Source organism: Streptomyces sp. WELS2 (assembly GCF_013870595.1).
Taxonomy (GTDB): Bacteria; Actinomycetota; Actinomycetes; order Streptomycetales; family Streptomycetaceae; genus Streptomyces.
Window position 1 is genome coordinate 1 of sequence record NZ_JACBWZ010000106.1, and the last position, 12,949, is coordinate 12,949.

At 73.3% G+C, this 12,949-nt stretch carries 11 protein-coding genes and 1 tRNA gene; 9 read left to right on the plus strand and 3 right to left on the minus strand.

Annotated elements, in window-relative coordinates; all coding sequences use genetic code 11:
* The 4 genes from H5J33_RS09650 to H5J33_RS09665 all read left to right on the plus strand — a co-directional run.
* Window positions 1-1,046: (2Fe-2S)-binding protein (locus tag H5J33_RS09650; protein WP_181794469.1), on the plus strand; the 1,046-nt coding region annotated here is incomplete at its 5' end.
* Window positions 1,043-3,352 carry a molybdopterin cofactor-binding domain-containing protein gene (locus tag H5J33_RS09655; protein ID WP_181794470.1) on the plus strand — a complete coding sequence of 770 codons (2,310 nt, stop codon included), beginning with the start codon at window positions 1,043-1,045 and terminating at the stop codon, window positions 3,350-3,352. The genes H5J33_RS09650 and H5J33_RS09655, both read left to right, overlap by 4 nt.
* Complete coding sequence (locus H5J33_RS09660; RefSeq protein ID WP_181794471.1) at window positions 3,349-3,537, plus strand: hypothetical protein; 189 nt, start codon at window positions 3,349-3,351, stop codon at window positions 3,535-3,537. The genes H5J33_RS09655 and H5J33_RS09660 overlap by 4 nt, the downstream gene beginning before the upstream one ends.
* A gap of 194 nt (window positions 3,538-3,731) precedes the next feature.
* Window positions 3,732-4,889, plus strand: coding sequence for an SUKH-4 family immunity protein (locus H5J33_RS09665; protein ID WP_181794472.1), 1,158 nt, complete (start codon window positions 3,732-3,734; stop codon window positions 4,887-4,889).
* Between the two features lie 231 nt (window positions 4,890-5,120).
* On the opposite strand, the gene H5J33_RS09670 is transcribed toward H5J33_RS09665, so the two are convergent.
* Window positions 5,121-5,192, minus strand: a tRNA-Cys gene (locus tag H5J33_RS09670).
* A gap of 219 nt (window positions 5,193-5,411) precedes the next feature.
* Here H5J33_RS09670 and H5J33_RS09675 point away from each other — a divergent pair.
* The 4 genes from H5J33_RS09675 (at window position 5,412) to H5J33_RS09690 (ending at window position 10,652) form a co-directional block, all read left to right on the plus strand.
* On the plus strand, window positions 5,412-6,854 hold the full coding sequence (locus H5J33_RS09675; protein WP_181794473.1) for an MFS transporter: 1,443 nt from the start codon (window positions 5,412-5,414) through the stop codon (window positions 6,852-6,854).
* Between the two features lie 144 nt (window positions 6,855-6,998).
* Complete coding sequence (locus H5J33_RS09680) at window positions 6,999-8,807, plus strand: DEAD/DEAH box helicase (protein ID WP_181794474.1); 1,809 nt, start codon at window positions 6,999-7,001, stop codon at window positions 8,805-8,807.
* 359 nt (window positions 8,808-9,166) lie between these two features.
* Complete coding sequence (locus H5J33_RS09685) at window positions 9,167-9,808, plus strand: IclR family transcriptional regulator (RefSeq protein WP_181794475.1); 642 nt, start codon at window positions 9,167-9,169, stop codon at window positions 9,806-9,808.
* A 52-nt stretch (window positions 9,809-9,860) separates the two neighbouring features.
* Window positions 9,861-10,652: a S16 family serine protease gene (locus H5J33_RS09690; RefSeq protein ID WP_181794476.1), complete on the plus strand. Its 792-nt coding sequence runs from the start codon at window positions 9,861-9,863 to the stop codon at window positions 10,650-10,652.
* 36 nt (window positions 10,653-10,688) lie between these two features.
* Here H5J33_RS09690 and H5J33_RS09695 read toward each other — a convergent pair whose 3' ends face one another.
* On the minus strand, window positions 10,689-11,162 hold the full coding sequence (locus tag H5J33_RS09695; protein ID WP_181794477.1) for an Lrp/AsnC family transcriptional regulator: 474 nt from the start codon (window positions 11,160-11,162) through the stop codon (window positions 10,689-10,691).
* 122 nt (window positions 11,163-11,284) lie between these two features.
* Here H5J33_RS09695 and hppD point away from each other — a divergent pair, with 122 nt between their 5' ends.
* Window positions 11,285-12,433 carry a 4-hydroxyphenylpyruvate dioxygenase gene (hppD, locus tag H5J33_RS09700; RefSeq protein ID WP_181794478.1) on the plus strand — a complete coding sequence of 383 codons (1,149 nt, stop codon included), beginning with the start codon at window positions 11,285-11,287 and terminating at the stop codon, window positions 12,431-12,433.
* 9 nt (window positions 12,434-12,442) lie between these two features.
* On the opposite strand, the gene H5J33_RS09705 is transcribed toward hppD, so the two are convergent.
* The coding region (locus H5J33_RS09705) for a tetratricopeptide repeat protein (RefSeq protein ID WP_399552796.1) at window positions 12,443-12,949 on the minus strand (507 nt) is incomplete at its 5' end.

Genomic DNA, 12,949 nt, shown 5'->3' on the forward strand with positions numbered 1-12,949 from the left:
AGGCCCCCGCGGACCCGGGGACGACGGTCCACCCGGCAGCGGCTCCCGACGACCCGGCTCCCGCCGCCGGACCCACCGTGGCTCCGGAACCCGACGACACGGTCGCCGCCGGTGCCGCCGGGACCGCCCAGGAGCCCGCCGGGACCGCCGTACCCGAGGCCGCCGCGTCCCCGCTCCGGGCGGAAACCGAAGAGGCGCCCGCCGCCACGGAGCCGCCCGGGGACGACGGCGCCACCGACGACACCCAAGAGGGACAGGACGCCCAGGAGTCCCGGGACGCCGAGGGAACCCCGGAACCCGCCCTCGACACGGCCGAGGAGCCTCCCGCCGCCCCCCTGCCGCCGCACGACGACCACCCCCTCGCCTCCTACGTCCTGCGGGTCAACGGCACCGACCGGCCGGTCACGGACGCCTGGATCGGCGAGTCGCTGCTCTACGTGCTGCGCGAACGGCTCGGTCTCGCGGGCGCCAAGGACGGCTGCTCGCAGGGCGAGTGCGGGGCCTGCAACGTCCAGGTGGACGGCCGGCTGGTGGCGTCCTGCCTGGTCCCGGCGGTCACCACGGCCGGCAGCGAGGTCCGCACGGTCGAGGGCCTGGCCGTGGACGGCCGGCCCTCCGACGTCCAGCGCGCGCTGGCCCGCTGCGGCGCCGTGCAGTGCGGCTTCTGCGTCCCCGGCATGGCGATGACCGTGCACGACCTGCTGGAGGGCAACCCGGCGCCGACCGAGCTGGAGACCCGGCAGGCGCTGTGCGGCAACCTGTGCCGCTGCTCGGGCTACCGGGGCGTCCTGGAGGCCGTCAAGGAGGTCGTCGCCGAGCGCGAGGCGTCGTCCCACGCCGGCCACGAGACGGACGCGGACGAGGCACGCATCCCGCACCAGGCGGCCCCCGGCTCCGGCGGCGTCCACGCGTCGGCCTTCGAGGCCCCCGGCGCGTTCGCCGCCCCCCGGCCCGCTGAGCCGTACGACACGCCGGACCCGTACGGCAGCACGCCCCCGGGACCGCAGGACCAGCAGCACTACGGCCAGGACGGAGGCCAGGCGTGAGCAACGAAGCCGGCATCGCGACCACCGCCGCGGAAACCGCCCCCGAGGCCGAGCCGTCGCCGCACGGCCTCGGCGTCTCCCTGCCGCACGCCGACGCCCGCGCCAAGACCGAGGGCACCTTCCCGTACGCCGCCGACCTGTGGGCCGAGGGCCTGCTGTGGGCGGCCGTACTGCGCTCCCCGCACGCGCACGCGCGCATCGTGTCCATCGACACCACACACGCGCGCGAGATGCCCGGCGTCCGCGCCGTCATCACCCACGAGGACGTACCCGGCACCCCCCGCCACGGCCGCGGCACGCCCGACCGGCCGGTGTTCGCCTCCGACGTCGTACGCCACCACGGCGAGCCCATCGCGGCCGTGGCCGCCGACCACCCGGACACCGCGCGGATGGCCGCCGCCGCCGTCATCGTCGAGTACGAGGTCCTCGACCCCGTCACCGACCCGGAACAGGCCTTCGAGGCCGAGCCGTTGCACCCCGACGGCAACCTGATCCGGCACATCCCGCTGCGCCACGGCGACCCCGAGGCGGTCGGCGAGGTCGTGGTCGAGGGCCTGTACCGGATCGGCCGCCAGGACCCGGCCCCCATCGGCGCCGAGGCCGGTCTGGCCGTGCCGCGCCCGGACGGCGGGGTGGAGCTGTACCTGGCCTCCACGGACCCGCACACCGACCGCAACACGGCCGCCGCCTGCTACGGCCTGTCCCCCGATCGGGTGAAGATCGTGGTCACCGGGGTGCCCGGCGCCACGGCGGACCGCGAGGACCAGGGCTTCCAGCTCCCGCTCGGCCTGCTCGCGCTGCGCACCGGCTGCCCGGTGAAGCTGACGGCGACCCGCGAGGAGTCCTTCCTCGGCCACGCCCACCGCCACCCCACCCTGCTGCGCTACCGCCACCACGCCGACGCCGAGGGCCGGCTGGTCAAGGTCGAGGCGCAGATCCTGCTGGACGCCGGCGCGTACGCCGACACCTCCGCCGACGCCCTGGCCGCCGCCGTCTCCTTCGCGTGCGGCCCGTACGTCGTCCCGAACGCGTTCATCGAGGGCTGGGCCGTGCGCACCAACAACCCGCCCTCCGGCCATGTGCGCGGCGAGGGCGCCATGCAGGTGTGCGCCGCCTACGAGGCGCAGATGGACAAACTGGCGCGGAAACTGGGCCTGGACCCGGCCGAGCTGCGGCTGCGCAACGTCCTGGCGACCGGGGACGTCCTGCCGATCGGCCAGACCGTGACCTGCCCGGCGCCGGTCGCCGAACTCCTCCAGGCGGTACGCGACTTCCCGCTGCCCGCGCTGCCGAAGGACACGCCCGAGGAGGAGTGGCTGCTGCCCGGCGGCCCCGAGGGCGCGGGCGAACCGGGCGCGGTGCGCCGGGGCGTCGGCTACGGCCTGGGCATGGTGCACATGCTGGGCGCGGAGGGCGCCGACGAGGTGTCCACGGCCACGGTCAAGGTGCACGACGGGGTGGCCACCGTGCTGTGCGCCGCGGTGGAGACCGGCCAGGGCTTCACCACGCTGGCCCGGCAGATCGTCCAGGAGACCCTCGGCATCGAGGAGGTCCACGTCGCGCCCGTCGACACCGACCAGCCGCCGGCCGGCGCGGGCTGCCGGGGCCGGCACACCTGGGTGTCGGGCGGCGCGGTGGAACGCGCGGCGAAGATGGTCCGCACCCAGCTCCTCCAGCCGCTCGCGCACAAGTTCGGCATGTCGACGGAGCTGCTCCAGATCACCGACGGCAAGATCACCTCGTACGACGGGGTGCTGTCGACCACCGTCATGGAGGCGCTGGAGGGCAAGGAGCTGTGGGCCACGGCCCAGTGCCGCCCGCACCCGACGGAGCCGCTGAACGCCTCCGGGCAGGGCGACGCCTTCGTGGGCCTCGCGTTCTGCGCGATCCGCGCGGTGGTGGACGTGGACGTCGAGCTGGGCTCGGTACGGGTGGTGGAGCTGGCGGTCGCCCAGGACGTCGGCCGGGTCCTCAACCCGGCCCAGCTGGCGGCCCGGATCGAGGCCGGCGTCACCCAGGGCGTGGGCATCGCCCTCACCGAGAACCTGCGCACACCCCGCGGTCTGGTCCGCCACCCCGACCTGACCGGCTACGCCCTGCCGACTGCCCTGGACGCCCCCGACATCCGGATCGTCAAGCTGGTGGAGGAGCGGGACGTGGTCGCCCCCTTCGGCGCCAAGTCGGTCAGCGCGGTCCCGGTGGTGACGGCCCCGGCGGCGATCGCCTCCGCGGTGCGCGCCGCCACCGGCCGCCCCGTCAACCGCCTCCCGATCCGCCCGCAGGCGGCGGTGGCCGCGGACCGATGAGCACACGGCCGGACGCCCGGGACGAGCCGCGCGACGTTCCCTCGCCGGGTGAGCCGCGCGATGCCGCCTCGTCCGGCGAGCCGCGTTACGAACCCCCTCCCGGGCCGGGCAGGCTGGCGCTGTGGATCCTGCTGTTCGCCGTGGCGGCACTGGCCGTTGTCCTCGGCGGGGTCTACTTCACCTGAGCCGGACGGCGTGCGGAGCCCCGCACGCCGGTCCGGCCGGGCAGGCAACGTGCCCGGCCCCGTCGACGTCTTGCCTGGTGGCGGCCGTTGTCAGTGGGGCGGCGTAGGCTGCGAAGCGGTGGGGGCACCTGCCCGGGGCCGCGTACGACGGTGTGCGCGGGCCCGTCACGCAAGGGGAAGATCGCGGGGGAGCGATGAGCACGACCGACGCCGGGACTCCGGCGATCACGCTGACCGAGGCGGAACTGGACCGCTACGTCACACACGCGCCGACGCGCGGCCTGCTCACGGGCACCGGCCTGCCCGCGGTGACCGACCTGCTGACCTTCTCCCCGCTGCGCACGCACGGCCTGCGCACCCTCGCCGACGCCGCCGACGGCCCCCTGCGCCTGGCGGAGGAACTGCGCGGCCGGCTGGTCATAGGCGAACTGCTCACCCCCGCCGGGATGGAGCGCGAGTCGATCCTGCTCGACGGCGCCACGGGCGAGCTGACCACGGCGTTCCTGCGCGATCCGCACGACGCGCGCCCCTTAGCGCCGTCCCTGCACACGCTGCTGCGCTTCGCGGCGGTCACCGAGGAACTCGCGGGCCTGCGCGGCCGGTTCGCCTCCCTGGCCGGCCAGTACGGTCCGCGGACCGTGACCGAGGCGTCCCGCCGCCTCCTCACCCTCTTCGAGGAGGACTCCAACGGCGAGGTCCCGCCGTACTGGAAGGCGGCGGCCCTGATCCGCCCCCTCGCCCTGGTCGCCGGCCCCGGTACGGCCTCGGGGCTCGCCCTGGACGTGCCCGCGCGGGTGCTGGACCAGGAGTTCGGGCACGGCAGGGTGACCCGTTTCGAGGAGGTCGACTTCCCGCCGACGCTCACCCACGAGCCGACGCGCCGCTTCCTGCGCGAGACGGGACTGCCGGAGTCGGCGGTCCTGTACCAGGCCGACACGGACGTCCCGCTGCCCACGCTCCGGGAGTACTTCACCGAGGAACACCCCGACCGCCCCGTCACCGACCTCCCGGCCCACTGCGACCACCTGATCCGCCTCGGCCGGCTCAGGGACGAGACCAGCCTGGTGGTGGACGGCAGAACGGGCACGGTCCTGACGTTCAGCGAACCGGACGCGACGCTCCACCCCCTCAACACCGACGTCTCCACCCTGGCGTTCACCCTGTGGCTCATCCACCACGAGCGCGTGATCGACACCCACCTGGGCCACGAACTGACCACCGACGCCTACGACCACCTGGTCGCCCTCCTGGTCCACACCCTGCGGTCCATAGACCCCACCGGCACCCTCCCGGACACGACCTGGCACTACTGGACGCATGTGCTCCAGGACGGGACGAGCGGTCTGCTCTGACGCACCCGGCCATCCGCCGGGCTCGGCATGCCGGTGACGACCGTTCAGGCGGCGGCAGACGTGCCAGGTCGCGTCCGCCGCCTCGATGCGCCCGGCCTCGGACTGCCGCTGCGCCGTCCATGGGGCAACGCCGGTATTCGCGTGGTCGGGTAAGGATCTCGCCCAGGGCTCGACGGCAGGAGCCCCTGACGGGCGTCAGGGGCTCCGGGGTGCCGGTCGGACCGGCTTCGGAGGCCGTGGCGGGAATCGAACCCGCGTAACTCGCTTTGCAGGCGAGTCCCTGAACCACTCGGGCACACGGCCGTGTCGGATTGTCGTGCTCGGCCGCGGCGGGGCGTTGCGGCCGTGTTGGTGAGATGAACGTATGGGGTGGGGTGGGCGGGGCTCAAGAGGGGGGCGGGCGGTGCAATGCGACTGCCATACGCCGTTCACGAAGGGGCGGCGGGTGTACGACCAAGGGATGAGGGGAGGTGAGGCTCCTGACAGGGGTCAAAGCCGGTGGTGCGCCTTAGCCTGACCAGCATGAGCGCCCTCGAATCCCGCAACCCCGCCGTCCTCGATCCCCCGGCCGACCAGGCGGCCGGCGTGCTGAGCCGGACGTACCGGGCGCTCAGCATCGGCATCGTGTCCGTCGTCGTGCTGATCGCGTTCGAGGCGACCGCCGTGGGCACGGCGATGCCGGTCGCCGCACGGGAGCTGGACGGCGTGGCGCTGTACGCGTTCGCCTTCTCCGGGTACTTCACGACCAGCCTCTTCGGCATGGTGCTCGCCGGGCAGTGGTCCGACCGGCGCGGCCCGCTCGGCGCCCTGACCACCGGCATCGCGGCCTTCGCCGCGGGCCTCGTCGTCGCCGGGACCGCGCGGGTCATGTGGGTGTTCATCCTCGGCCGCGCCGTGCAGGGGCTGGGCGGCGGGCTGGTCATCGTCGCGTTGTACGTCGTCGTGGGCCGGGCCTACCCCGAGCGGCTGCGGCCCGCGATCATGGCCGCGTTCGCCGCCGGGTGGGTCGTACCGTCCATCGTCGGCCCCCTCGCCTCCGGTGCCGTCACCGAGCAGCTCGGCTGGCGCTGGGTGTTCCTCGGCATCCCGGTCCTCGTCGTGTTCCCGCTCGCCCTCGCCCTGCCCCAGATACGCCGGCGGGCGGCGGGCCCGGTGGACGAGCGGGCCGGTGCCGCCGCCTTCGACCGGCGGCGGATCCGGCTCGCGCTCGGCATCTCCCTCGGCGCGGGGCTCCTCCAGTACGCCGCCCAGGACCTGCGGCCGCTCTCCCTGCTCCCCGGGCTGGCCGGAGCGGCCCTGCTGATCCCCGCCGTCCTCGGACTGCTGCCCCGGGGCACCTACCGGGCCGCCCGTGGTCTGCCGTCCGTGGTGCTGCTGCGCGGGCTGGCGGCCGGGTCCTTCATCGCCGCCGAGTCCTTCGTGCCGCTGATGCTGGTCACCCAGCGCGGGCTGTCGCCGACCCTCGCCGGGTTCTCGCTCGCGGCCGGCGGCGCCACCTGGGCGCTGGGCTCGTTCGCGCAGTCCCGCCCGCGCCTCGCGCCGTACCGGGAGCGGCTGATGACCCTGGGCATGGTGCTGGTCGCCGCCGCGATCCTGACCGCGCCCAGCGTGCTGATCCACTCCGTGCCCGTGTGGACCGTCGCCGCCGCGTGGGGCGTCGGCTGTTTCGGGATGGGCCTGGTGATCTCCTCCACCAGCGTGCTGCTGCTGAAGCTGTCCGCCCCCGAGGAGGCGGGCACCAACTCCGCCGCGCTCCAGATCTCCGACGCGCTGTCCAACGTCGTCCTGCTGGCGGCGGCCGGCGCGGCCTTCGCCGCCCTGGGCGGTGGCAGCACCGCCGCCACCGCGGCGGGCGACGGCGGGCGTCCCGCCGCCTTCGCCGCCGTCTTCCTGCCGATGGCCGCGGTGGCGCTGGTGGGCTCCTGGGTGACGACACGGCTGCGGGAACGCACCCCCGGGAACTGAGTGACCGACGGTGATCAGGGGGCTTCTGTGATGTGCCTCCCACCCTGGGGCGGCCCCGGCTCGTTCACGCCGTGCTCGCGGGGCGGCGCCGGTAGGGTGGCCCGGTTGTCGTACGTAGCCGCCCGACCCTGATCCACGGAGACCGTGACTACCACCGCCGCATCCTCCGCCACCTCCGCTTCCTCCCATCACCTCTCGCCCGCCTTCCCGGGCCGGGCCCCCTGGGGTACCGCCAGCAAGCTGCGTGCCTGGCAGCAGGGGGCGATGGAGAAGTACATCCAGGAGCAGCCGCGCGACTTCCTCGCCGTCGCCACGCCCGGCGCCGGCAAGACGACCTTCGCGCTGACCCTGGCTTCCTGGCTGCTGCACCACCACGTCGTGCAGCAGGTCACCGTGGTCGCCCCCACCGAGCACCTGAAGAAGCAGTGGGCCGAGGCCGCGGGCCGGATCGGGATCAGACTCGACCCGGAGTACAGCGCGGGTCCGCTCGGCCGGGAGTACGACGGCGTGGCCGTGACGTACGCCGGTGTGGGCGTCCGCCCGATGCTGCACCGCAACCGGGTCGAGCAGCGCAAGACCCTGGTGATCCTGGACGAGATCCACCACGCCGGTGACTCCAAGTCCTGGGGCGAGGCCTGCCTGGAGGCCTTCGAACCGGCCACCCGGCGCCTGGCGCTGACCGGTACGCCGTTCCGCTCCGACACCAACCCCATCCCCTTCGTGACGTACGAGGAGGGCGCGGACGGCATCCGGCGGTCCGCCGCCGACTACACGTACGGGTACGGGTCCGCGCTCACGGACGGCGTCGTCCGGCCGGTGATCTTCCTCTCCTACAGCGGCAACATGCGCTGGCGCACCAAGGCCGGTGACGAGGTCGCCGCCCGGCTCGGCGAGCCGATGACCAAGGACGCGGTCAGCCAGGCCTGGCGTACGGCCCTCGACCCGCGCGGCGACTGGATGCCGAGCGTGCTGCGCGCCGCCGACCAGCGGCTGACCGAGGTCCGCAAGGCCATCCCGGACGCCGGCGCGCTCGTCATCGCCTCCGACCAGGACTCCGCGCGCGCCTACGCCAAGCTCATCCGGGAGATCACGGGGACGAAGGCGACGCTCGTGCTCTCCGACGACGCCGGCGCCTCGAAGAGGATCGACGAGTTCAGCGCGAGCGACGACCGGTGGATGGTCGCCGTGCGCATGGTGTCCGAGGGCGTCGACGTGCCGCGGCTCGCGGTCGGGGTGTACGCCACGACGATCTCGACACCGCTGTTCTTCGCGCAGGCCGTCGGGCGTTTCGTACGGTCCCGGCGGCGCGGCGAGACCGCGTCCGTGTTCCTGCCGACCGTGCCCGACCTGCTGACCTTCGCCAACGAGATGGAGAAGGAACGGGACCACGCCCTCGACAAGCCGAAGAAGGAGGGCGAGGAGGACCCGTACGCCGAATCCGAGAAGGAGATGGAGGAGGCGAACAAGCAGCAGGACGAGGACACCGGCGAGCAGGACATGCTGCCGTTCGAGGCGCTGGAGTCCGACGCGGTGTTCGACCGGGTGCTGTACGACGGCGCCGAGTTCGGCATGCAGGCCCACCCCGGCAGCGAGGAGGAGCAGGACTACCTGGGGATCCCGGGGCTGCTGGAGCCCGAGCAGGTGCAGTTGCTGCTGCAGAAGCGGCAGGCCCGGCAGATCGCGCACAGCCGGAAGAAGCCGGATACGGAGGCCGACCTGCTGGAGCTGCCGGCCGAGCGGCGGCCGGTGGTCACGCACAAGGAGCTGATGGAGCTGCGGAAGCGGCTGAACACCATGGTCAGCGCGTACGTGCACCAGAGCGGGAAGCCGCACGGGGTGATCCACACCGAGCTGCGGCGGGTGTGCGGGGGGCCGCCGAGCGCGGAGGCCACGGCGGGACAGCTGCGGCAGCGGATCGCCAAGGTGCAGGAGTGGGCGACGCGGATGAAGTGACGGTCGCCCGCGCCGCCGGTTCCCCGCCCACCCGACTCGGTCCCGGGGTACGGGGGCCCCGTTCGACTCGGTTTCGACGCCACCCGGTGTGCGTATCCGGACGAATACAGCCAGGCCGGATCCGGCCTTGCCCGGATTCTGGACCGAGACTTCCGCTCAGCGAACCCGCTTCGCTACTGTCCGGCTACGCACACGCCCCGTGGCAGCGCCGCCGCGGAGCGCAGCCGTGAAGCGACAGGGCCTGGAGCCGCCGGGCCGTCCTGCCGATCGGCGGCCTCTGAAGCGCGTCGCCGACGGGACTCGGTGACGCATCCGCCGCTCAGGGACCCGCCGACCTCACCGCCGAAGGAGTGGGCGTCGTGACCGCGGAGACCTCCCAGACGCTCGACCGGGGACTGCGCGTCCTCAAGCTGCTGGCCGACACGGACCATGGGCTGACCGTCACCGAGTTGTCCACCAGACTGGGGGTGAACCGGACCGTCGTGTACCGGTTGCTCGCCACCCTCGAACAACACGCGCTCGTCCGGAGGGACCTGGGCGGCCGTGCCCGGGTCGGCCTCGGCGTGCTGCGGCTCGGCAGGCAGGTGCATCCGCTGGTACGCGAGGCCGCGCTGCCCGCACTGCGCTCCCTCGCCGAGGACATAGGGGCGACCGCGCACCTGACGCTGGTGGACGGCTCGGAGGCGCTCGCCGTCGCCGTGGTCGAACCCACCTGGACCGACTACCACGTGGCGTACCGGGCCGGTTTCCGCCACCCCCTCGACCGGGGAGCCGCGGGCAGGGCCATTCTCGCCGCGCGCCAGTCGCCGTCCGCCGACCCCGGCTACACCCTCACCCACGGCGAGCTGGAGGCCGGCGCGAGCGGGGCCGCCGCGCCACTGGTCGGGGTCACCGGCGTGGAGGGCAGCGTGGGCGTGGTGATGCTGGCCGACGCCGTACCGGAACGGGTCGGTCAGCGGGTGGTGGAAGCGGCCCGCGAGGTCGCGGAAGCACTGCGCTGACCCGGGCCGGGCACGGCGAGGGCACCCGCCGCCCTCACGTTAGATTGATTCCGTGCTCTCACGTCTCACACGCCCCCAGGCCCTCGCCGTCAGCGCGCTGCCCGTCGTGGCCCTGCTCGCCACGGCGGCGTTCGCGCCGCTGCCGTTCTCCGTGGCGCAGCCCGGCGTGACGGCGAACGTGCTCGGCGAGAACAAGGGCACCCCGGTGATCACCGTCTCCGGCACGCCGACGCGGAAGACCAGCGGGCAGCTGCGGATGACCACGATCGAGGCCACCGGCCCGGACGCCCGGGTCTCCCTCGGCGACGTGGTCGGCGACTGGTTCCGTACCGACCGGGCCGTCATGCCGCGCGACTCGGTGTATCCGAAGGGCGACACCGTCAAGGAGATCGAGAAGCACAACCTGGCGCAGATGCGCGAGTCCCAGGACTCGGCCACCCAGGCGGCGCTGACGCACCTGGGGCTCAGCCCGGACAAGGTCAAGGTCACGCTGCGCCTCGCCGACGTGGGCGGCCCCAGCGCGGGCCTGCTGTTCAGCCTCGGCATCATCGACAAGCTGGACGGCGACGGCGGCGGCGGCGACCTCACGGGCGGCCGCACCATCGCCGGTACGGGCACGATCGACGGCTCCGGCAAGGTCGGCGCGGTCGGCGGGGTGGGCCTGAAGACCCAGGCCGCGCGCCGGGACGGGGCGACCGTGTTCCTGGTGCCGAAGGCGGAGTGCGCCGAGGCCGAGGCCGAGCTGCCCGAGGGGTTGCGCCTGGTGCCGGTGACCACGCTCAAGGGCGCCGTCGACGCCCTGGTGGCCCTGGAGAAGGGCACGGGCGAAGTGCCGAGCTGCTGAGCCGGGACTCCGGCCGCCCCGCCGGGACCCGCCCGCTCACCTCCCCTCCCGCGCCGCCTGTTCCACCAGCGGGATCACCCGTAGCGGTACCGGTGTCTCCATCACGATCGTCGTGGAGGCCCGCACGATGCCGTCGAAGCCCACCACCCGGTCGATCACCCGTTGCAGGTCGGCGTTCGAGCGGGCCACCAGCCGGCACAGCATGTCCCCGCTGCCGGTGGTGGTCAGCAGTTCCAGCACCTCCGGCACGGTCGCCAGGTGCGCGCGGACGTCGGCGCCCTGGCCCTGGCGGATCTGGAGGGTGGCGAACGCGGTGACCGGGTAGCCGAGGGCCGCCGGGTCCACCTGCGGGCCGAAGCCCCGGACGACCCCGTTCGACTGCAGCCGGTCCAGCCGGGCCTGCACGGTGCCCCGCGCCACCCCCAGCCGCCGGGACATCTCCAGTACGCCGATGCGCGGTTCCTCGGCCAGCAGCACGATGATCCGCCCGTCCAGATGATCGATCGCCACGGGACCCCCTGAGATGGTCATCCTGTACACAAAGACCGTATGAACGGCCGTACCGCTGAACAGATTGCCCAGCGGATTCGCGAACTATTGCGCACCTTGCAGAGCGGGGCCACCCTTCCGGTATGACGCAGACCACACACCACACTCCCGACACGACCGCCCGGCAGGACGACCCCTTCCCGGTCAAGGGAATGGACGCGGTCGTCTTCGCCGTGGGCAATGCCAAGCAGGCGGCGCACTACTACTCCACCGCCTTCGGTATGCGGCTGGTCGCCTACTCCGGACCGGAGAACGGCAACCGCGAGACCGCCGCGTACGTGCTGGAGAACGGCTCCGCCCGGTTCGTCCTCACCTCGGTGATCAAGCCGGTCAGCACCTGGGGCCACTTCCTGGCCCGGCACGTCGCCGAGCACGGTGACGGCGTCATCGACCTGGCCATCGAGGTCCCGGACGCGCGCGCCGCGTACGCGTACGCCGTCGAGCACGGCGCCCGCGGCGTCACCGAGCCGTACGAGGTGAAGGACGAGCACGGCACGGTCGTCCTCGCCGCGATCGCCACCTACGGCGAGACCCGCCACACCCTGGTCGACCGCTCCGGCTACGACGGCCCCTACCTGCCCGGCTACGCGGCGGCCGAGCCGCTCGTCGAGCCGCCCGCCGTGCGCACCTTCCAGGCCGTCGACCACTGCGTGGGCAACGTCGAACTCGGCAGGATGAACGAGTGGGTGGCCTTCTACAACAAGGTGCTGGGCTTCACGAACATGAAGGAGTTCGTGGGCGACGACATCGCCACCGAGTACAGCGCGCTGATGTCGAAGGTGGTCGCGGACGGCACCCTCAAGGTCAAGTTCCCGATCAACGAGCCCGCCATCGCCAAGAAGAAGTCCCAGATCGACGAGTACCTGGAGTTCTACGGCGGCGCCGGCGTCCAGCACATCGCGCTCAACACCAACGACATCGTGCAGACCGTCCGCACCATGCGCGCGGCGGGCGTCGAGTTCCTCGACACCCCGGACTCCTACTACGACACCCTCGGCGAGTGGGTCGGCGACACCCGCGTGCCGGTCGACACCCTGCGCGAGCTGAAGATCCTCGCCGACCGCGACGAGGACGGCTACCTGCTCCAGATCTTCACCAAGCCGGTCCAGGACCGGCCGACGGTGTTCTTCGAACTCATCGAACGGCACGGCTCGATGGGCTTCGGCAAGGGCAACTTCAAGGCCCTGTTCGAGGCGATCGAGCGCGAGCAGGCCAAGCGGGGCAACCTGTAACGGCGGGCCCTACTCGCTGGGCGGCGGCTCGTCGGGTACGTCGCCCAGCTCCCGCAGCGCCTCCTGGGCGAGCGGCACCCGCAGCGGCGAGAAGTACGGGTTGATCCTGAGCGCCTCCTGAAGGTGCCGCCGGGCGGGGCCGGTCCGTTCCAGCTCCGCCTCGATCACCCCCAGGTGGTACGCGTACAGCGCGCTGCGCACCCCGCCGCCCTTCGTCTTGTCCGTCGCGACGGACAAGTACGTCAGCGCCTCCTGGTCCTGGCCGGTGCGGTGCAGCGCCCAGCCCAGCGCGTCGGCCACCTCGATGCCCGGCTGCCGCCGCCACTCCTCCTCCAGCCGCTCCACGGCCTCCCACGCGTCCCCGTGGTCCGCCTCGAACCGGCCGATCAGCAGCTCCTCGTCCACCCCGCCCGCCACCGACCGCGCCACCGCCTCCCGCATCCGCGCGTAGCTCTCCTCGGCGGCGTCCGGCTGCCCCAGCGACTCGTACAGCTCGCCCAGCTCCAGCAGATCCTC

What these genes read in the sequence shown, in the direction of transcription:
- H5J33_RS09660 (WP_181794471.1), top strand. Translation starts at nt 3,349, where the DNA reads ATGAGCACACGGCCGGACGCCCGGGACGAGCCGCGCGACGTTCCCTCG.
- hppD (WP_181794478.1), top strand. Translation starts at nt 11,285, where the DNA reads ATGACGCAGACCACACACCACACTCCCGACACGACCGCCCGGCAGGAC.
- H5J33_RS09665 (WP_181794472.1), top strand. Translation starts at nt 3,732, where the DNA reads ATGAGCACGACCGACGCCGGGACTCCGGCGATCACGCTGACCGAGGCG.
- H5J33_RS09675 (WP_181794473.1), top strand. Translation starts at nt 5,412, where the DNA reads ATGAGCGCCCTCGAATCCCGCAACCCCGCCGTCCTCGATCCCCCGGCC.